Genomic DNA, 20,194 nt, shown 5'->3' with positions numbered 1-20,194 from the left:
AGGAAAAGTTCCCTTACAGTCTAAAAAATACAAGTAAAACAGGCACTTACTATCTTGGCGCGAGTTCACTCAAGTGTCGAGCCACTGCCAGCCAGGCGCCAATATAGCCCAACAGCACCGCGCCGAGCAGCAGCGACAGCGCGTCATCGGTCGGCACACCGGCCAGGGCGAAGTCGCTGCCATACAGGCCAGCCAGGCGCACCACCGCGTCATTCAACCAGTCCAGGCCAAAGGCCAGCACGGCCCAGGCCAGCAGGCCGGCGCCGACACCATACAGCGCACCCATATAGAGGAAGGGCCGGCGTACGTAACCATCGGTGCCGCCGACCAGCTTGATCACTTCGATCTCGCTGCGGCGGTTCTCGATATGCAGACGAATGGTATTGCCGATCACCAGCAGCAGGGCCAGCACCAGCAGCAGGGTCAGGCCGAAGACGAAGTGCTCGCCGAGTTTGAGGATCGCCGACAGGCGCTCGACCCACAGCAGATCGAGCTGCGCCTGCTCCACTCCGGGCATTTCCGAAAGGTTCTGGCGTAGCGCTTCCAGGGTCGGCTTGTCGACTTCCTTGGGCGTCACCACCACTACGCCGGGCAGCGGATTGTCCGGCAGCTCGCGCAGGGCCTCGCCGAGGCCGGACTGTTGCTGGAAGTCGGCCAGGGCCTGTTCGCGGCTGATCCACTCGGCGCTGGCCACATCGCCCATACCGGCGATCTCGTCGCGCAGCTGCTGGCCGGCGGCATCGCTGGTTTCCAGCTTGAGGTACAGGGAAATCTGCGCCGCACGCTGCCAGGAGCCGCCGAGGCGCTCGACGTTGTCCAGCAGCAGCGACAGGCCCATCGGCAGGGACAGGGCAATCGCCATCACCAGACAGGTAAAGAAGCTGCCGATCGGCTGGCGGGCCAGGCGGCGCAGGCTGTCGAGCAGGCTGCTGCGGTGACTTTCCAGCCAGGCGTGCAGCAGGGTGGCGAAGTCCGGACCGTGATCGACCGGCTTGTCGGCCTTGGCCTTGACCACGCCGACCCGTTCGGCGGCCTTGGGGTTGCGTTGTTCGCTCATCAGCTGGCCTCTCCGTCGCCGATCAGGCGGCCGCGTTGCAGGGTCAGCATACGGTGGCGCATGCGCGCGATCAGCGACAGGTCGTGACTGGCGATCAGCACCGTGGTGCCCAGGCGGTTGATGTCTTCGAACACGCCCATGATCTCGGCCGCCAAGCGCGGGTCGAGGTTACCGGTGGGTTCGTCTGCCAGCAGCAGGGCCGGGCGATGCACCACGGCGCGGGCGATGCCGACACGCTGCTGCTGACCAGTGGACAGGTCGGCCGGCGACTGCTCGGCCTTGTCGCTCAGGCTGACGCGCTCCAGCGCCGCACCGACACGCTTGCTGATCTCTTCCTTGGACAGGCCGAGGATCTGCAGCGGCAGGGCGACGTTGTTGAACACGCTGCGGTCGAACAGCAGCTGGTGGTTCTGGAACACCACGCCGATCTGCCGACGCAGGAAGGGGATCTGCGCATTGGTGATGCTCGACAGATCCTGCCCGGCCAGCAGCAGCTTGCCGGTGGTCGGCCGTTCCATCGCCAGCAGCAGACGCAGCAGGGTCGACTTGCCGGCGCCGGAGTGGCCGGTGACGAAGAGAAACTCGCCGCGACGCACACGGAAACTCAGTTCGTGCAACCCGACATGGCCATTGGCATAGCGCTTGCCGACCTGTTCAAAGCGAATCATGCGCGCTCCTTCTCCGCAAACAGGGCCTGGACGAAGTCCTGCGCGACGAAGGTGCGCAGATCGTCGATGCCCTCACCGACGCCGATGTAGCGGATCGGCAGGCCGAATTGCTTGGCCAGGGCGAAGATCACCCCGCCCTTGGCGGTGCCGTCCAGCTTGGTCAGGGCCAGGCCGGTAAGTGGCACGGTCTGGTGAAACTGCTTGGTCTGGTTGATGGCGTTCTGTCCGGTGCCGGCGTCCAGCACCAGCAGCACTTCGTGCGGCGCCGTGTCGTCGAGCTTGCCGATCACCCGGCCGACCTTCTTCAGTTCTTCCATCAGGTTGTCTTTGGTGTGCAGGCGACCGGCCGTGTCGGCGATCAGTACGTCAATGTTGCGGGCCTTGGCCGCCTGCACTGCGTCGAAGATCACCGAGGCGGAGTCGGCGCCGGTGTGCTGGGCGATCACCGCAATCTGGTTGCGCTCACCCCACACCTGCAGCTGCTCGACGGCGGCGGCACGGAAGGTGTCGCCGGCGGCGAGCATGACCTTCTTGCCCTCGCCCTGCAGCTTCTTGGCCAGCTTGCCGATGGTGGTGGTCTTGCCCACGCCGTTCACGCCGACCACCAGGATCACATAGGGCTGCTTGCTGCTATCGACCTGCAGCGGCTGCTCCACCGGTGCCAGCAGAGTGGCCAGTTCTTCCTGCAGCGCCTTGTACAGCGCATCGCTGTCGGCAAGTTCCTTGCGCGCCACGCGTTTGGTCAGGCTCTGCACGATGGCGGTGGTCGCCTCGACGCCGACGTCGGCCATCAGCAGACGGGTTTCCAACTCGTCGAGCAGATCGTCGTCGATCGCCTTCTTGCCGAGGAACAGGCTGGCCATGCCCTCGCCGAGGCTGGCACTGGTCTTCGACAGGCCTTGCTTGAGCCGGGCAAACCAGCCGCCCTGGTTGTCACCGGGTTTGTTCTGCTCCAGCTGCGGCGCCGGCTCGGGCTCGACCGGCACAACGATGACTTCGGCCACCGGCTCGTGCACGGCATGGGTCACTTCGGCGCCGGCATTGATACGGAAACGCGAGAAGGCTGGTTTGGCCGGCTCACCTGCAGACGAAGCAGCGGCTGGCGCAGAGGCCGGCGCACTAGATGCGACTGCGACATCTGATTCAACTGCCACGCTGGCCGACACGTCGACAATCGGCGCGGGCGCGGCTTCGACCGGACTCGACGCGGCAACAGGCTCAACCAGAGGGGGCGCCGCCGGCAATTCGACTGGCGCCACAGGCGAGGTGGCGACCACCGCTTCCGGTGCAGCCACAGGCTCAATCGGCACGGCGCTAACCGATGGTTCGACGGGCGCAACGGAGACGGGCGCAGCGACGGCCTCGGCCGACACAGCCGGAGCCAAAGGCTCGACGACAGGCCCCGCAACAGCCGGCGACTCGGCGGGCGCCGACGTTTCCGCTGCAGTCGCGGTGGGCGCCGCCGGCGTCAGCTCGTCCTGCGGCTTCTTGCGCAGCCAGCCGAACAGCGATTTCTTTTCCCCGGCCTCGGCCGGCGCCTTACCAGCCGCAGCTGGCGACTGTTTGTCGTCGTTGGAACCAAACATGGGTCATCTCAAAGGGGGCCGCAGGTAGCGCAGAAGGTCGAATGCTCGCCCCGCAGCAGCTAGCCACGAGCCTTACCAGGCTCATTCTTGGGCACCGTGCCTGGCGCACCCGCTCATTCCGAGCAAACACCCGTACCAGCGCAAAGATAGAGCCGGCACGACACGAATTTGTGCGCGTGACTTTATCACTTTAGGCAGCACCCGCGCAGCGTTGACTGAGCCGACGCCCAACCAGTCAGTGACAAGGCATTTAAAGGGCTGCACAAACAACAGGGATCTGGGCGACGGGAAAACCCATCCGTGATATTTGCACGATAAAGCTGTACAAAACCTATACAATAAAATCTTGGATATCACACCCTTCACACTGCGAGGTCATCCCATGCTCGTCCGCCTTACTTATGCCAGCCGCGCCTTAAATGGCGTTTCCTCGCAGCTTATTCGCGAAATCCTTGAGGCTTCGCAGCGTAACAACCCGCGTAAAGGCCTGACCGGAATCCTCTGCTGCAATGCCGATATCTTCCTGCAGGTATTGGAAGGACCGCGAGCAGCGGTGAACGAGCTGTACAACTTTCTAGCCGACGACCAACGCCACAAAGGCCTCACCGTACTCGACTACGAAGAGATCAGCGTGCGTCGCTATGCCAACTGGAGCATGGGCTGGGCCGGCGCAAAACAAGCCAACCGCGAGCTTTTCCTCAAATACTCCTGCAGCGACCGCTTCGATCCGTTCAGCATGAGCGCCGCACAAATCAGCGGCATGCTGCAGGAACTGGAAGCGAGCATCAGCCCCCTCACGACTCCGGTGATCAGCTAACAGCATGGTGCGCAGGCTGCGATGACGGTCGCGGCCTTGGTGCGAGGATGGGGTATCCTGACGCCCCATCGTCAACGGGCGAACGTGTCGCCTGGGCTATCCAACAGGACTTATCGTCAATGAATGTCACTGTCCGCCGCGTCCTCGGCGTATTTCTGGGCATGCTTTGCGTGCCCCTTACGGCCATCGCCGCCGAAAGCCAACCGACCCACGAATTCAAACTGGCCAACGGTCTCAAGGTCATCGTCCGCGAGGATCACCGTGCCCCCGTGGTGGTCTCCCAGCTCTGGTACAAGGTCGGCTCCAGCTACGAAACGCCCGGCCAGACCGGTCTTTCCCATGCCCTCGAACACATGATGTTCAAGGGCAGCCGCAAGCTCGGCCCCGGCGAGGCCTCTCGTATCCTGCGTGAGCTCGGCGCAGAGGAAAACGCCTTCACCAGTGACGACTACACCGCCTACTACCAGGTGCTGTCGCGTGATCGCCTGGCCGTGGCCTTCGAGCTGGAGGCCGACCGCCTGGCCAGCCTCAAGCTGCCGGCTGACGAGTTCGCCCGCGAGATCGAGGTGATCAAGGAAGAGCGCCGCCTGCGCACAGACGACAAGCCCAGCGCTCTGGCCTACGAGCGCTTCAAGGCCATGGCCTACCCCGCCAGCGGCTACCACACGCCGACCATCGGCTGGATGGCCGACCTCGAGCGCATGAGCGTCGAGGAGCTGCGCGCCTGGTACCAGACCTGGTACGTGCCGAACAACGCCACCCTGGTGGTGGTCGGTGATGTCGGCAAGGAAGAAGTACAACAGTTGGCCGAACGCTATTTCGGCGCCATCCCGCAGCGCCCCGTGCCGGCAGCCAAGCCCCCGCGCGAGCTGGCCGAACCCGGCGAGCGCCGCATCAAGCTGCACGTGAAGACCCAGCTGCCGAGCCTGCTCTACGGCTTCAACGTGCCCGGCCTGGCCACCGCCAAGGACGTGCGCGAGGTGCACGCCCTGCGCATGATCAGCGCCCTGCTCGACGGCGGCTACAGCGGCCGCCTGCCGACCCGACTGGAGCGCGGCGAGGAACTGGTGTCCGGTGCATCGTCCTGGTACGACGCCTTCGTCCGTGGCGACAGCCTGTTCATCCTCAGCGCCACCCCCAACGTGCAGAAGGGCAAGACCCTGGAGCAGGTGGAAGCCGGCCTGTGGCGCCAGCTCGACGACCTCAAGCACAACCCGCCGAGCGCCGAGGAACTGCAACGGGTGCGCGCCCAGGTAATCGCCGGACTGGTCTACGAGCGCGACTCGATCACCAGCCAGGCCACCACCATCGGCGAACTGGAAACCGTCGGCCTGTCCTGGACCCTGATGGACCAGGACCTCGCCGCCCTGGAGGCAGTGACCGCCGCCGATATCCAGAAAGCCGCGCAGACCTACTTCACCCGCAGCCGCCTGAGCGTGGCCCATGTACTGCCCGAGGAAACCACCCGTGAAGGAGCCCAGCCATGAGTGAGCGCAACGGTATGCGTTATGCCATCGTCGGCCTCATCACCCTGCTGCTGGTCGGTCTGCTGACTTTTATTGCCAGCCGCAGCGCCCCGGCACCGACCACGACAGCCGAGAGCACTCAGCTGGAATCCCTCGCCAGCCTCAACGGTCAGGCCCTCAGCCGTCGCCAACTGGATATCCAGGCCTGGCAGACCGCCGAAGGCGCCAAGGTGCTGTTCGTCGAGGCGCGCCAGCTGCCGATGTTCGACCTGCGCCTGACCTTCGCCGCTGGCAGCAGCCAGGACAACGGCGTACCCGGCCTGGCCGCGCTGACCAACGGCATGCTCAACGAGGGCATACCGGGCCAGGACGTCACCGCCATCGCCGAAGGCTTCGAGAGCCTGGGCGCCCAGTTCGGCAACGGCGCCTTCCGCGACATGGCCATCGCCAGCCTGCGCAGCCTGAGCGCCAAAGAACAACGCGAGCCCGCGCTCAAACTGTTCGAACAGGTGATCGGCCAGCCGACCTTCCCCGAAGACTCGCTGGCGCGGATCAAGAACCAGCTGCTGGCCGGCTTCGAGTACCAGAAGCAGAACCCGGGCAAGCTCGCCGGCCTGCAACTGTTCGAGCGCCTGTATGGCAACCACCCCTACGCCCACCCGAGCGAAGGCACCGAGCAGTCCGTCCCGGCCATCAGCACCGCCCAGCTGCGCGCCTTCCACCAGCAGGCCTACGCTGCCGGCAACGTGGTGATTGCCCTGGTCGGCGACCTCTCCCGCAGCGAAGCCGAGGCCATCGCCGGCGAAGTCTCCGCCGCCCTGCCGAAAGGCCCGGCGCTGGCCAAGATCGCCCAGCCCGAGACACCCAAGCCCGGCCTCAGCCATATCGAGTTCCCGTCGCAGCAGACCCACCTGATGATCGCCCAGCTCGGCATCGACCGCCGCGAGCCGGACTACGCCGCGCTGACCCTGGGCAACCAGATCCTCGGCGGCGGTGGCTTCGGCACCCGCCTGATGGAAGAGGTGCGCGAGAAACGCGGGCTGACCTACGGCGTGTATTCCGGTTTCAGCGCCATGCAGGCGCGCGGGCCGTTCATGATCAACCTGCAGACCCGCGCCGAACTCAGCGCCGGCACCCTCAAGCTGGTGCAGGACCTGATCGCCGACTACCTGGCCAGCGGCCCGACGCAAAAGGAACTGGACGACGCCAAACGCGAAATGGCCGGCAGCTTCCCGCTGTCCACCGCGAGCAACGCCGATATCGTCGGCCAGCTCGGCGCCATGGGTTTCTACGACCTGCCGCTGACCTACCTAGAAGACTTCATGGCCCAGGTGCAGAGCCTCAGCGTCGAGCAGGTGAAAACCGCCATGGCCAAGCACCTCGACCCGCAGGCCCTGGTGATCGTCACCGCCGGCCCGACCGTGGCGCAGCAAGACCTGCCGCCGCCCACCGACAAACCTGCCGCGCCAGCCGCCGGCATTCCGGAGCACTGATGCGCAAGCCCAGCCCCAAACCCGAAGAAGCCGGCAGCGGCCAACTGCGCATCATTGGCGGTGAGTGGCGCAGCCGCCAGTTCAGCTTCCCCATGGCCCACGGCCTGCGCCCGACGCCGAACCGGGTACGCGAAACGCTGTTCAACTGGCTGGCGCCCTATGTCGCCGGCGCCCATGTGCTGGACTGCTTCACCGGCAGCGGCGCGCTGTACCTGGAAGCACTGTCACGCGGGGCCAGCAGCGCCCTGGCTCTGGACAGCAACCACAGCGCCATCGCCAGCCTGCGCCAGACCCTGGCCACTCTGAAATGCACGAACGGCCAACTGCTGCAGACCAACGCCCTGCTGCACCTGGAGAACCAGGCAGCCACGCCCTACGACCTGGTCTTCCTCGACCCGCCGTTCGGCCAGAACCTGCTGGAACCGGCCTGCACACTGCTGGAAGAGAAAGGCTGGCTGGCCAAGGACGCCTGGGTCTACACCGAAAGCGAAGCAGCGCCCTCGACCCTGGCCCTGCCCGGCAACTGGCGTCTGCACCGCGAACAGAAGGCCGGCCAGGTGTATTACGCGCTGTGGCAGCGCCAGGCCAACGACTGAGCCCTGTAGGAGCCAGCTTGCTGGCGATCAATGTGCCGATCACGGATCGCCAGCAAGCTGGCTCCTACAGAAGCTACCCCATCGTCCATCGACGCCAGCCCACAAACCGAGAAGCAAGATGCGGAGCAAGGCATGAAGTCTTTTATTTACGACAACCTGCCCTACCTGCTGTTGGCGCCTCTGGCTCTGGCCCTGCTGCTGGCCGAGCAGGAAATCGGCTTTGCCGTCTCCCGCAGATTCTGGGAGCCATCAGAAGGCCTGACTCTGGGTCTGACGGCGCAGCGGATGATCGCCGCCCTGCTCCTCGTCTTCGCCATCCGCAAGATATGGCGCAATACCCGCTGCTGAGTCAGCAGGGTGGATGACGCCTTTTTCATCCACCAAGGCGCCACTCGGTGGATCGATGGAGCGCGATCCACCCACGGGTGCCCTGCCCCATTCGCCCGGCCAATGGTGCTTCTGTTTTACCCTGCCACGCTCTAGCCTGAAGCTTTAAGCCCGTATAACCGCCGATGAACAACGACTTCCAACCCGCCTGGTGGCTAGGCAACCCGCACCTGCAGACCCTCTGGGGCTCGCTGTGCCGTCACGCGCCGCAGCTGCAGCGCCAGCGCGAACGGCTGTGGCTGGACGATGGCGACTTTCTTGACCTCGACTGGCATGGCCCGCATGAGGCCAGTGCGCCGCTGGTACTGGTTCTACACGGCCTGACCGGCTCCTCCAGTTCGCACTACGTGCTCGGCCTGCAACAGCAGCTGGCGGCCCAGGGCTGGGCCAGCGCGGCGCTGAACTGGCGTGGCTGCTCTGGCGAACCGAATCTGCTGCCACGCGGCTACCACTCCGGCGTCAGCGAAGACGTGGCGCGGGTGATTCAGCACCTGCAGGCCCAGCGCCCATTGGCGCCGCTGTATGCGGTGGGCTATTCGCTGGGCGGCAATGTGCTGCTCAAGTACCTCGGCGAAAGCGGCGAAGACTCCGGTCTGCAGGCCGCCGTGGCGGTCTCCGTGCCATTTCGCCTGGACCACTGCGCCGAGCGCATCGACCGCGGCTTTTCCAAGGTCTACCAGGCGCACTTCATGCGCGCCCTGGTCGCCTATGTGCGCGACAAGCAGCAACGCTTCGTCGATGAAGGCCACCACGAGCGCCTGGCCGCGCTGGAGGCCCTCGGCCCGCTGGATGGCATGCGCACCTTCTGGGACTTCGACGGCCGCTTCACCGCACCACTGCACGGTTACGCCGATGCCGACGACTACTACCTGCGCGCCTCCAGCCGCTACTACCTGGACCGGATTCGTACGCGCGCGCTGATCATCCAATCCAGCGATGACCCCTTCGTCTTCCCTCACAGCGTGCCGCAGGCCCACGAACTGTCAGCCAGCACCCAGCTGGAACTGCATGCGCGCGGCGGTCATGTCGGCTTTATCGGCGGCTCATTGCGCCAGCCTGACTACTACCTGGAGCGGCGCATTCCCCGCTGGCTAACCGGCCGCACCTGACTCCCCGCCAACCGCCAGAACGCAGAAGGATGCACCCCTAACCGCGCGCCAGCACCTGCTGGAAATAGCGGATGGTTTCCTGCAGTCCCTCCTCGAGGGCCACGCTGGGCTGCCAGTTCAAGCGCTCTCGCGCCAGACTGATATCGGGCTGACGCTGGCGCGGATCATCCTCGGGCAGGGGCATGTACGACAACCGCGACGCGGAGCCACACAGGCTGATTATGGTCTCGGCTATCTCGGCAATGCTGTATTCGACCGGATTACCCAGGTTCACCGGGCCGGTGAAATCGGCCGGACTGTCCATCATTGCAACCACGCCGTCGACCAAGTCCGAAACAAAGCAGAACGAGCGGGTCTGGGCGCCGTCACCATAAATCGTTATATCTTCACCGCGCAGAGCCTGAACAATGAAGTTACTCACCACGCGGCCATCCTGCAGCTGCATACCCGGCCCATAAGTATTGAATATGCGCACCACTTTTATATCCAGTGCGTGCTGCCGGTAATAATCGAAGAATAAAGTCTCCGCACAACGCTTGCCTTCGTCATAGCAACTTCGGATACCAATCGGATTAACCCTTCCCCAATAACTTTCCGTTTGTGGGTGACACTCCGGATCGCCATACACTTCCGATGTCGAGGCCTGCAGAATTCTCGCCCCCGTGCGCTTGGCCAGGCCCAGCATGTTTATCGCCCCGTGCACACTGGTCTTGGTTGTTTGCACCGGATCGCGCTGATAGTGTATCGGCGAAGCCGGGCAGGCAAAGTTGAAGATGCGGTCCACCTCCACATACAGCGGGAAGGTCACATCATGGCGCATTGCTTCAAATCGGGGATTGGCCAGCAAGTCTTGAATATTCTGCCGACTGCCGGTGAAGTAGTTGTCCACCGAAAGCACTTCATGGCCATCCGCCAGCAAACGCCGGCACAAATGCGAGCCGATGAATCCCGCACCACCTGTCACCAGAACTCGCATATTCATTCCTGAGAAATTTATGTATCCGATCGCCTTCGTGACCACCTGCAAAGGCCGCTTGCATCATATAAAGCAGACATTGCCGAGTCTTGTTGCACAATCGCCGGCGGAAATAATTCTGGTTGATTATGGCTGCCCTGACAATACAGGGGACTGGGTCGAAGAAAACTTCCCCAACGTTAAAGTTATCCGCGTCAATGACGATCCCGGCTTTTGCCTGCCGCGTGCGCGCAATATAGGCGCAGCCAATACTTCATCGCCCTGGCTGTGTTTTATCGATGCCGATATAAAAATAAAAGAAGACTGGCTGGTCTGGATGCAGGAAAACCTGCAAAACCATCATTTCTATCGCGCCAGCCGCGAGAACGGCAAACAACTACAGGAAATAGCCGGCACCTTCATCTGCACACGCGAAGACTTCAATACCATTGGCGGCTATGACGAAGCGTTCCGCGGCTGGGGTGGTGAAGACATTGACCTCTACGCCAGGCTGCCCCTGCAAAGCCAGGCACAAGCCGACTATTACCCGCACGCGTTTGTTGAGCCGATCAATCACGCCGACACCGAGCGCACCACCTTTCACGCCATCAAGAACATCCAGATCCAGAGTCTGATCAACAGCTGCTATGTGAAAGCCAAGACCCACCTGCTGCGCAATGGCGTGCGCGATATCCCGTTTGCCACCCGCCAGTTCATGCTGAGCACCATCAGCGAACAGCTGAAACAGCACAAGGCGCGCCCCCAGACCTTTGTCATCCGCTTGCAAACAAATGACCTCAGCATGCTCGACGGACAACGGCGCAACCTGTCGATCGAGATCGCCAAGCGCCGCCGATACGCCCTGTTCGGCGCCAGGAAGACCTGCGTACGGGTTCTGCCTGAAACGCCGAGGGGCTTGCTGACCGGTCTGTTCGGACGGTTGCGTGACTGAGGTGCGTGCCTGATGAAGATTGCGATTGCCGGTCTCGGCTACGTCGGCCTGTCCAACGCCGTATTGCTCGCCCAGCAGCATGAAGTGGTCGCCCTGGATATCGACGCACGCAAGGTCGCGATGCTCAATCGCCGGGAGTCACCGATTGCCGACGCCGAGCTGGAACGCTACCTGCGCGACAAACCGCTCAACTTCCGCGCCACCCTGGACAAGCAGGACGCCTATGCCGGGGCAGATTACGTGGTCATCGCCACGCCATCGGACTATGACCCGCAGACCGGCTGTTTCAACACCCAGTCCATCGAAACGGTGATCGACGATGTCATGGCCATCAACCCGGACGCGGTGATGGTCATCAAGTCGACGGTGCCGGTGGGCTACACCCTGAAAACCAGCCAGCGCCTGGGCTGTGACCAGCTCATTTTCTCACCGGAGTTTCTCCGTGAAGGACGCGCCCTGCATGACACCCTGCACCCGTCACGCATCGTGGTCGGCGAGCGCTCCAACCGCGCCCAGCTATTCGCCGAGCTGCTGCAACAGGGCGCAATCACCCAGAACGTACCGGTTCTGTTGACCGACGCCACGGAAGCCGAGGCTATCAAGCTGTTCGCCAATGCCTACCTGGCCATGCGCGTTTCCTACTTCAACGAGCTGGACACCTATGCCGCCACCCATGGCCTGGACAGCCGGCAGATCATCGAGGGCGTCGGCCTCGACCCGCGCATCGGCAATCACTACAACAACCCTTCCTTTGGCTATGGCGGCTACTGCCTACCGAAGGACACCAAGCAGCTGCTGGCCAACTACTGCGACATCCCGCAGAACCTGATCCACGCGATTGTCGAGTCGAACAGCACGCGCAAGGCGTTCATCACCGAGGACATCCTCAGGCGCCAGCCACGTACCGTCGGCGTCTTCCGCCTGATCATGAAAAGTGGCTCGGACAACTTCCGCGACTCCAGCATCCAATGCGTCATGCAACGCTTGAAGAGCCGCGGCATCGAGATCCTTATCTACGAACCGACGCTGGAGCAGGCCGAGTACGACGGCTCGCTGGTCATCCACGATCTCGAGCAGTTCAAGCGCCAGGCCGATGTGATTCTCAGCAATCGCATGAGCGCGGCCCTGCAGGATGTTGCCGAGAAGATCTATAGCCGCGACCTGTTTGGCTGCGACTAGCAGGCCTTAGCCACCCAACACCTGCTCCAGCGGCACATGCAGGCGCTGCAGCAGGGCCGTCACCGCCGGGCGCGCGGCCGGGCTGACGTGGCCGCTTTCCAGCGCCAGCACCTGATAGATACCGCGCCGCATCAGCTCTTCGCTGAGGTCGCCAGGGTTGCTGCGGATCGAGCAGAGAAAGCGCACCCAGGAGGTGAGGATGATCCAGCTGTTGAAGGTCAGCGCCTCGACCTGCTCGTCATTCATGTCCAGGATGCCGCTTTCGACGAAGCCCTGGTAAACCGAGGTGGCGCTGGCCATGCAGCGGCGGGCGAACTCCCGATAGCGTGCGGCCAGCTCGGGGTCGGTTTCCAGCAGGTGTTCCAGGTCGCGGTGGAGGAAGCGGTAGTGCCACATCGCCGCCAGCAGCGCCTCCAGGTAGAAGGTTTTGTCCTCCACCGTCAATGCGCGCCCGTCGGGGCGGCGCAGGAACATGTCGACGCGGCTTTCGTACTGGGCGAACAGCTCAGCGATGATCGCCTGTTTGTTGCGGAAGTGGTAATACAGGTTGCCCGGCGAAATCCCCAGGTGCGCGGCGAGGTGATTGGTGGTCACGCTGCGCTCACCCTGGGCGTTGAACAGCTCCAGGCTGGCTTCGATGATGCGCTCGCGGGTTTTGTTCTTCGGGGCCATGGTTCGGTTCGACAGGCGGAAAGAAACTAAAAGTACAGAACTGTGGGTCATCTGACGACCGGACAGCAGACTATTTGACACTTTAGAGCAATTACTCTAAAAATGGCATCTGTCTTTTCACTCCACCTCGTGAGGATGCCGTCATGGTTGCCGATATCGCCTACCTTCAGCAGAGCCAGCAACAGATCAACCAGCTGGAACCCCTGCTGGGTGCCCAGCGCGCCGCCTATCGCAGCAACCCGATGCCCGCCGCCGAGCAGCGCCGTGCCTGGCTTAAGGCCCTGCGGGCGATGATCCTCGACGAGAAACAGGCGCTGATCGATGCCGTCTCCAGTGATTTCAGCAACCGCGCAGCCAACGAAACCCTGCTGGCCGAGATCATGCCCAGCCTGCACGGCATCGACTACGCCAGCAAACGCCTGGGCAAATGGATGAAACCCTCGCGGCGCAGCGTCGGCGTGGCCTTCCAGCCGGCCAGCGCCAAGGTGGTCTACCAGCCGCTGGGCGTGGTCGGCGTGATCGTGCCGTGGAACTACCCGCTGTACCTGGCCTTCGGCCCGCTGATCGGCGCCCTCGCCGCCGGCAACCGGGTGATGATCAAGATGAGCGAGTCGACCCCGGCCACCTCGCAGCTGGTCAAGGATCTGTTGGCCAAGGTCTTCCCCGCCGACCTGGTCAGTGTCGTACTGGGTGAGGCCGACGTCGGCCAGGCGTTCTCCCGCCTGCCCTTCGACCACTTGGTATTCACTGGCGCCACCAGCATCGGCAAGCACGTGATGCGCGCCGCCGCCGACAACCTGGTGCCGGTGACCCTGGAACTGGGCGGCAAGTCGCCGGCCATCGTCAGTGCCGACGTGCCGCTGCAGGACGCAGCCGAACGCATCGCCTTCGGCAAGACCATGAACGCCGGGCAGACCTGCGTGGCGCCCGACTACGTGCTGGTGCCGCAGGAGCGCGTGGAAGGCTTTATCGCCGCCTACCGCAGCGTGGTGCAGCGTTTCTACCCGCAACTGGCGAACAATCCGGACTACACCGCGATCATCAACGAGCGCCAACTGAGCCGCCTCAAGGGCTATATCAGCGACGCTCAAAGCAAGGGCGCGCAGGTCATCCCGCTGCTCGGCGACGATCAGGGCCGGCGTATGAGCCACAGCCTGGTGCTGAATGTCAGCGACGACATGAAGCTGATGCAGGACGAGATCTTCGGCCCGCTGCTGCCTATCGTGCCGTACCAACGCATCGAGGATGCCTTCGCCTACGTCAACGACCGCCCGCGCCCGCTGGCGCTGTACTACTTCGGGTATGACAAGGCCGAGCAGCAGCGCGTGTTGCACGAGACTCACTCCGGCGGTGTGTGCCTCAACGACACCCTGCTGCACGTTGCCCAGGACGACATGCCGTTCGGCGGCATCGGCCCCTCCGGTATGGGTCACTACCACGGCCACGAAGGCTTCCTGACCTTCAGCAAGGCCAAGGGCGTGTTCATCAAGCAGCGCTTCAACGCCGCCAAATTCATCTACCCGCCCTATGGCACCGGCATCCAGAAGCTGATCAACAAGCTGTTCGTGCGCTAAGCCAGCGAGGTGAAAACAACAATGAACGACACCTCCCTCGCCGCGCCACAGTTGTCGCGCCGCGGCCTGCTCAAGATCGGCCTGTTCGGCACGGCCGTCCTCGCCACGACCGGCGTCACAGCCACCCTTAGCGGTTGCTCGGCCAGCGTGCCGGCCACTGGCTTTCAGGTACTGCGCGCGAGCGACATGCCATTCCTGCGCGCGCTGATTCCGGTGGTGCTGGAGGGCGCGGTGCCCGCTGAAGGCATGCCGGCCGCCATCGAAGGCACCCTGAAAAGCATCGACCTGAGCCTCAGCTACCTGTCGCCGGAGCTGCTCAAGCTGACCGTGCAGCTGTTCGACGTGCAGGCCATGGCGGTGACCCGCGGCCCGCTGACCGGCATCTGGGGCAGTTGGGAAAATGCCAGCGCGGCCGATATCCGCACCTTCCTCGAGCGCTGGCAGAACAGCTCGCTGGACCTGCTGCGCATGGGCCACGCCTCGCTGCTGCAACTGGTGCAGATGGCCTGGTACTCGCGCGCCGAGTCCTGGGGCCATTGCGGCTATCCCGGCCCGCCGCCGTATGCCCTGTAAGCCTGCGCACGCCCTAATAAGAAGAGAATCGACATGCCCGTACCTGACATCTTCCGTGAAGGCCTGGCCAAAGGCTGGATCACCTACGACGGCTCGCGCCTGGAAAAAGACCTGCTGCTGGAAGCCGACGTGGCCATCGTCGGCAGCGGCGCGGGCGGCGGCACCACCGCCGAAATCCTCAGCGCCGCCGGACTCAAGGTGCTGCTGATCGAGGAAGGCCCGCTGAAGACCAGCAGCGACTTCAAGATGCAGGAAGCCGACGCCTACCCGCAGCTGTACCAGGAAGGCATCGGCCGCATGAGCAAGGACGGCGCCATCACCATCATGCAGGGTCGCGCGGTGGGCGGCACCACATTGGTCAACTGGACCTCCAGCTTCCGTACTCCGGAACCGACCCTGCAGCACTGGGCCGAGGCACACAACGTCAAGGGCCATAGCGCCGAAGAGATGGCACCCTGGTTCGCGCAGATGGAGCAGCGCCTGGGTGTCGCGCCCTGGGCGATGCCACCGAACGCCAACAACGCGGTGATCAGCGCCGGTTGCGACAAACTCGGCTACAGCTGGAAGATCATCCCGCGCAATGTGCGCGGCTGCTGGAACCTCGGCTATTGCGGCATGGGCTGCCCGACCAACGCCAAGCAATCGATGCTGGTCACCACTATCCCGGCAGCCCTGGAGAAGGGCGGCAGCCTGCTCTACCTGGCGCGCGCCGAACGCCTGCTGCTGGACGGCGATCACGTCGCCGGCCTGGAGTGCCTGGGCATGGATGCACGCAGCGTGGCGCCCAATGGCCGGCGTATCATGATCAAGGCACGCCACTACGTGCTGGCCGGCGGCGGCATCAACACCCCAGCCCTGCTGCTGCGCTCGCAGGCGCCGGACCCGCATGAGCGTGCGGGCAAGCGCACCTTCCTGCACGTGGTGAACTTCTCCGCGGCGCAGTTCGAACAGGTCATCAATCCCTTCTACGGCGCCCCGCAATCGGTGTACTCCGACCACTTCCAGTGGACAGACGGCGCCACCGGGCAGATGTCCTACAAGCTCGAAGTACCACCGCTGCAACCGGCGATTACCGCCACCATGCTCGGCCGCTTCGGCGTCGACAACGCTCTGCGCATGGAGCAGCTGCCGCACACCAACGTGATGCTGGCGCTTATGCGCGACGGCTTCCATCCGGACAGCGCCGAGGGCACGGTGGAACTGCGCGGCGACGGCACGCCGGTGCTCGACTACCGCATGACCAACTACACCTGGGACGGCATCCGCCGGGCCTTCCACAGCATGGCCGAAATCCAGTTCGCCGCCGGCGCCAAGGCCGTGCTGCCGCTGCATGCCGATGCCGACTACGTGAACAGTCTGGGCGAAGCCAAGGCCCTGATCGACCGCCTGGACCTGGCACTGTTCCGCACCCGCCTGGGCAGTGCCCACGTGATGGGCGGCTGCGCCATGGGTGAAGACCCGCGCATGGCCGTCACCGACAGCCTGGGCCGGCATCACCAGCTGGAGAACCTGTCGATCCACGACGGCTCGCTGTTCCCCACCAGCATCGGCGCCAACCCGCAGCTGTCGATTTACGGCCTCACCGCCAAGCTCGCCACATTGCTGGCTGAACGCCTCAAGGCATGAGGCACGTCCATGAACAAGCTGATCGCCGCCCTGCTGCTGGTCGCAGCCGTCATCCACCTGCTGCCGCTGGCCGGCGTGCTGGGTGGCGAGCGGCTCAACAGCCTGTATGGCCTGACACTGAATGAGCCCAACCTGCAACTGCTGATGCGCCACCGCGCCGTGCTGTTCGGCCTTCTCGGCGCTCTGCTGGCGGCCGCCGCGCTCCTGCCGGGGCTGCGGTCAGTGGCCCTGGGTGCAGGTCTGATCAGCGTACTGAGCTTTATCCTGCTGGCATGGGGCGAGCCGGGCTACAACGCAGCCGTGCGCCGCGTGCTGCTGGCCGACTGGATCGCTCTGGCCTGCCTGTTGCCGGCACTCGCCCTGCACCTCTGGCAAGGCCGCGGCATGCCGGGCTGAGCCCGCCGGCTTGGCCCTGAGGACCTGCTGCGCTACCATCCGCGACTCCTACCGCTCCGAACAGGACGATGCGATGAATCGAGTGTTGTACCCGGGCACCTTCGACCCCATCACCAAGGGCCATGGCGACCTGGTGGAGCGAGCCTCGCGCCTGTTCGACCAAGTGGTCATCGCCGTTGCCGCCAGCCCGAAAAAGAGCCCACTGTTCCCCCTGGAGCAACGCGTCGAACTGGCCCACGAAGTCACCAAGCACCTGCCCAACGTCGAAGTCGTAGGGTTTTCCACCCTCCTCGCACACTTCGTTAAAGAGCAGAATGCCAATGTGCTGTTGCGCGGCCTGCGTGCGGTTTCCGACTTCGAGTACGAGTTCCAGCTGGCCAACATGAACCGTCAGCTGGCGCCGGACGTAGAAAGCATGTTCCTCACGCCTTCGGAAAAATACTCTTTCATCTCTTCGACCCTGGTGCGCGAAATCGCCGCACTCGGTGGCGACATCAGCAAGTTCGTCCACCCGGCCGTGGCCGAGGCACTGGCTCAGCGCTTCCCGCGCTGATTCCAGCACGGCGTGGGGCGGCCACAGGTCGCTCCGCGCATGGCGTACAACCCGCCAATCCGGCACAATTCCCCATCATTTGTTAAGCATGTCGCGGCCATGGCCACGGCAGGAGTTGTTCCATGTCCCTGAAGATCACCGACGACTGCATCAACTGCGATGTCTGCGAACCCGAGTGCCCCAACGCCGCCATTTCCCAGGGTGAGGAGATCTACGTGATCGACCCCAACCTGTGCACCGAGTGCGTTGGCCACTACGACGAACCGCAATGCCAGCAGGTCTGCCCGGTGGACTGCATCCCCCTCGACGAAGCCCATGTCGAGAGCAAGGACGAGCTGATGCAGAAGTACCTGATCATTACCGGCAAGGCCTAAACCCGGTTTGAGCGTCCATACTGAGTGACCGAGGGCCCGCGTGATGCGGGCAGACTGCAATCCCACTCAAGACTTGCCTGCCATGACTCTGCCGATCCGCCTGCTGGCTAGCCTGCTGCTGGTCTGTGCGCTGGGCGCCCAGGCCACCACTGCACCGCAACAAGCCGCCGTCGCTACTGCCCACCCGTCTGCCACCGTCGCCGGCCTGGAAACCCTGGCCCTGGGTGGCAATGCCTTCGATGCAGCCGTAGCCATCAGTGCCGCACTAGCGGTGGTCGAACCCTATGGATCAGGTCTGGGCGGTGGGGGCTTCTTCCTCTTGCGCCAGGCCGGCGAGCAGCCAACCTACCGCTTCCTCGATGCCCGTGAGCGCGCCCCACTGGCGGCCCACCCCGATCTCTACCGACGCGATGGCCAGGTGCAGCGCGAACTGTCGCTGAACGGCGCGCTGGCCGCTGCCATTCCGGGGCTACCCGCCGCGCTGGTGGTGCTGGCGGAGCGCTACGGCAAGTTGCCCCTGCGCGACTCGTTGGCACCGGCCATTCGCCTGGCCCGTGATGGGGTCGGCATCGACCGGGTCTATCGCGAGCGCGCCGAGTGGCGTTTGCAAGCTCTACAGGCTGACGCAGAGAGCGCGCGGATATTCCTTGAGCAAGGGCGTATTCCCGCCGAGTTCGGTCTGCTGCGCCAGGCCGATCTGGTGCGCACCCTGGAGCGTCTGGCTCGTGATGGACATGCCGGTTTCTACGGCGGAGAAACCGCAGAGAAACTGGTCACCGCAGTCCGCGCTGCCGGCGGCATCTGGAGCGCCCGCGACCTGGCCAAGTACCAGGTCGTCGAGCGCCTGCCACTGCGCTATCCGCTGGCTGATGGCCGCGAGCTGATCAGCGCACCGCCACCTTCCGCCGGTGGCGTGGCCCTGGCGCAGAGTTTGGTCATGCTGCAGCAACTGCCGTGGCGCAAGGCCGGCGAGATCCAGCGCAGCCACTACGTGGTCGAGGTATTGCGCCGCGCCTATCGCGATCGCAGCCAGCTCGGCGACCCCGATTTCGTGCACAACCCACTGCCCCAGTTGCTGGCTCCCGACTACCTGCAGCGTCTGGCCAAAGGCATCGAACTGCAGAACGCCACGCCCAGCAGCAACCTGCCAGCGACGCCAAGCTGGCGCGAAGGCGACCACACCACCCACTTCAACGTACTGGATCGCGACGGCAATGCGGTGACCGCCACCCTGTCGATCAACCTGCCATTCGGCGCGGCCTTCACCGTGCCCGGCACCGGCATCCTGCTCAACAACGAGATGGACGACTTCGCCGCCGACCCGCAAGGCAGCAACACCTACGGCCTCAGCGGCAGCCAGGCGAACGTCGTGGCCGCCGGCAAGCGTCCGCTGTCGAGCATGAGCCCGACCTTTATCGAGAGTTCAGACGAACTGGCAGCCTTCGGTACGCCAGGCGGTAGCCGCATCCCCAGCATGGTGCTGCTGGCCATCCTCGATTATCTGGACGAGCGCCCGGTGAGCGAGTGGCCGGCCAGCCCGCGCTACCACCACCAGTTCCAGCCGGATGTCATCGAGCATGAGCCGGACACCTTCAGCGCCAGCCAGATACGCACCTTGGAAATGCGCGGCTACCAGCTGAAGAAGCTGGAGCGCCGCTACGGCAACCAGCAGGTGCTGCTCTGGCACAAGACCGACGGCAAGGTCGAAGCGGCGAGCGACCCGCGCGGCATCGGCCAGGCACAGTTGTGGGAATAAGCGGGCAGACACAAAAAAGCCGGTCGAATGACCGGCTTTTTTCTGCTGCGAAGAAGGATCAGTCCTTCTTGTAGCCGCTCTCGGTGCAGCCCAGGCAACGCACGAAAGCCGCCATGCCCGGTTCGACCACCAGCGCCTGGCCGGCTTCGCCGATATTGCCACCAGCCGCGGTGAACGGCAGGCTGACCAGGAACAGGCCAGCACCGATCACGGTGGCGCCGATCAGCAGCGGACGTGCGACGAGCAGGTCACCGGCCATGGCATAGCCTTTGGGTGCTTCGAGGGTGTAGGTAGGGTCACCGCTGGTATTCTGCTGGACCACTTCCGCCTGGGCCGGCAGTGCCAGCAGGCCAGTGGTCAAAGCCAACACAGCGGCGGAGGTGCGAAACAGATTCATGATTGCGG

Annotated in this window: 21 protein-coding genes; 15 read left to right on the top strand and 6 right to left on the bottom strand. The window is 64.0% G+C overall.

The features are described from left to right. Positions 1-49: 49 nt before the first annotated feature. From ftsX to ftsY, 3 genes are read right to left on the bottom strand one after another with little or no spacing between them, the layout of a single operon-like run. Positions 50-1,057 (bottom strand): permease-like cell division protein FtsX, encoded by a 1,008-nt coding sequence (ftsX, locus tag H3H45_RS06525; protein ID WP_182832893.1) that lies wholly within the window; start codon positions 1,055-1,057, stop codon positions 50-52. Then, entirely contained in the window at positions 1,057-1,725 is a 669-nt protein-coding gene (gene ftsE / locus H3H45_RS06520) for a cell division ATP-binding protein FtsE (protein ID WP_182832892.1), read from the bottom strand. The genes ftsX and ftsE overlap by 1 nt, the downstream gene beginning before the upstream one ends. After that, positions 1,722-3,311, bottom strand: coding sequence for a signal recognition particle-docking protein FtsY (ftsY, locus tag H3H45_RS06515; RefSeq protein ID WP_182832891.1), 1,590 nt, complete (start codon positions 3,309-3,311; stop codon positions 1,722-1,724). Before ftsY ends, ftsE begins: the two co-directional genes overlap by 4 nt. 346 nt (positions 3,312-3,657) lie before the next feature. Here ftsY and H3H45_RS06510 point away from each other — a divergent pair, with 346 nt between their 5' ends. From H3H45_RS06510 to H3H45_RS06485, 6 genes are all read left to right on the top strand, one after another. Further along, positions 3,658-4,128, top strand: a complete 471-nt coding sequence (locus H3H45_RS06510) for a BLUF domain-containing protein (protein WP_235983362.1) — start codon at positions 3,658-3,660, stop codon at positions 4,126-4,128. Positions 4,129-4,247: 119 nt separating this feature from the next. Then, positions 4,248-5,615 (top strand): M16 family metallopeptidase, encoded by a 1,368-nt coding sequence (locus H3H45_RS06505; RefSeq protein ID WP_182832890.1) that lies wholly within the window; start codon positions 4,248-4,250, stop codon positions 5,613-5,615. Continuing rightward, positions 5,612-7,087, top strand: a complete 1,476-nt coding sequence (locus H3H45_RS06500; protein WP_182832889.1) for a M16 family metallopeptidase — start codon at positions 5,612-5,614, stop codon at positions 7,085-7,087. The genes H3H45_RS06505 and H3H45_RS06500 overlap by 4 nt, the downstream gene beginning before the upstream one ends. After that, a complete protein-coding gene (rsmD, locus tag H3H45_RS06495) occupies positions 7,087-7,683 on the top strand; it encodes a 16S rRNA (guanine(966)-N(2))-methyltransferase RsmD (RefSeq protein ID WP_182832888.1) in 597 nt (198 codons plus the stop codon). The genes H3H45_RS06500 and rsmD overlap by 1 nt, the downstream gene beginning before the upstream one ends. Before the next feature lie 132 nt (positions 7,684-7,815). Next, complete coding sequence (locus tag H3H45_RS06490) at positions 7,816-8,031, top strand: hypothetical protein (protein ID WP_182832887.1); 216 nt, start codon at positions 7,816-7,818, stop codon at positions 8,029-8,031. A 164-nt stretch (positions 8,032-8,195) separates the two neighbouring features. Further along, positions 8,196-9,179 carry a hydrolase gene (locus tag H3H45_RS06485; protein WP_182832886.1) on the top strand — a complete coding sequence of 328 codons (984 nt, stop codon included), beginning with the start codon at positions 8,196-8,198 and terminating at the stop codon, positions 9,177-9,179. 37 nt (positions 9,180-9,216) lie between these two features. On the opposite strand, the gene H3H45_RS06480 is transcribed toward H3H45_RS06485, so the two are convergent. Then, the gene (locus H3H45_RS06480; RefSeq protein ID WP_220494136.1) at positions 9,217-10,155 is read right to left on the bottom strand and encodes a UDP-glucuronic acid decarboxylase family protein; all 939 of its coding nucleotides are present in this window, start codon (positions 10,153-10,155) and stop codon (positions 9,217-9,219) included. 19 nt (positions 10,156-10,174) lie between these two features. On the opposite strand from H3H45_RS06480, the gene H3H45_RS06475 reads away from it, so the two are divergent. Beyond that, positions 10,175-11,086 carry a glycosyltransferase family 2 protein gene (locus H3H45_RS06475; RefSeq protein ID WP_182832884.1) on the top strand — a complete coding sequence of 304 codons (912 nt, stop codon included), beginning with the start codon at positions 10,175-10,177 and terminating at the stop codon, positions 11,084-11,086. 12 nt (positions 11,087-11,098) lie between these two features. Beyond that, entirely contained in the window at positions 11,099-12,265 is a 1,167-nt protein-coding gene (locus H3H45_RS06470) for a nucleotide sugar dehydrogenase (RefSeq protein ID WP_182832883.1), read from the top strand. 6 nt (positions 12,266-12,271) lie between these two features. Here the strand turns inward: H3H45_RS06470 and H3H45_RS06465 are convergent, their stop codons facing one another. Next, positions 12,272-12,937, bottom strand: a complete 666-nt coding sequence (locus H3H45_RS06465; RefSeq protein ID WP_182832882.1) for a TetR/AcrR family transcriptional regulator — start codon at positions 12,935-12,937, stop codon at positions 12,272-12,274. A gap of 143 nt (positions 12,938-13,080) precedes the next feature. On the opposite strand from H3H45_RS06465, the gene H3H45_RS06460 reads away from it, so the two are divergent. The 7 genes from H3H45_RS06460 (at position 13,081) to ggt (ending at position 19,789) form a co-directional block, all read left to right on the top strand. Further along, entirely contained in the window at positions 13,081-14,511 is a 1,431-nt protein-coding gene (locus H3H45_RS06460) for a coniferyl aldehyde dehydrogenase (protein WP_182832881.1), read from the top strand. A gap of 21 nt (positions 14,512-14,532) precedes the next feature. Next, a complete protein-coding gene (locus tag H3H45_RS06455) occupies positions 14,533-15,084 on the top strand; it encodes a twin-arginine translocation pathway signal protein (RefSeq protein WP_182832880.1) in 552 nt (183 codons plus the stop codon). A gap of 33 nt (positions 15,085-15,117) precedes the next feature. After that, complete coding sequence (locus H3H45_RS06450) at positions 15,118-16,710, top strand: GMC family oxidoreductase (RefSeq protein WP_182832879.1); 1,593 nt, start codon at positions 15,118-15,120, stop codon at positions 16,708-16,710. A gap of 9 nt (positions 16,711-16,719) precedes the next feature. Then, a complete protein-coding gene (locus H3H45_RS06445; protein WP_182832878.1) occupies positions 16,720-17,106 on the top strand; it encodes a phosphopantetheine adenylyltransferase in 387 nt (128 codons plus the stop codon). A gap of 73 nt (positions 17,107-17,179) precedes the next feature. Then, a complete protein-coding gene (coaD, locus tag H3H45_RS06440) occupies positions 17,180-17,659 on the top strand; it encodes a pantetheine-phosphate adenylyltransferase (RefSeq protein WP_182832877.1) in 480 nt (159 codons plus the stop codon). Between the two features lie 122 nt (positions 17,660-17,781). Continuing rightward, a complete protein-coding gene (locus H3H45_RS06435) occupies positions 17,782-18,033 on the top strand; it encodes a YfhL family 4Fe-4S dicluster ferredoxin (RefSeq protein WP_173211276.1) in 252 nt (83 codons plus the stop codon). 82 nt (positions 18,034-18,115) lie between these two features. Then, positions 18,116-19,789 carry a gamma-glutamyltransferase gene (gene ggt / locus H3H45_RS06430; RefSeq protein WP_182832876.1) on the top strand — a complete coding sequence of 558 codons (1,674 nt, stop codon included), beginning with the start codon at positions 18,116-18,118 and terminating at the stop codon, positions 19,787-19,789. Positions 19,790-19,847: 58 nt separating this feature from the next. On the opposite strand, the gene H3H45_RS06425 is transcribed toward ggt, so the two are convergent. Continuing rightward, on the bottom strand, positions 19,848-20,186 hold the full coding sequence (locus tag H3H45_RS06425) for a multidrug transporter (protein ID WP_173211272.1): 339 nt from the start codon (positions 20,184-20,186) through the stop codon (positions 19,848-19,850). Positions 20,187-20,194: the final 8 nt, after the last annotated feature.

Origin of the sequence: Aquipseudomonas guryensis (assembly GCF_014164785.1) — a bacterium.
Classification (GTDB): domain Bacteria; phylum Pseudomonadota; class Gammaproteobacteria; order Pseudomonadales; family Pseudomonadaceae; genus Aquipseudomonas; species Aquipseudomonas guryensis.
This window is presented reverse-complemented; position numbering and strand designations above follow the sequence as displayed.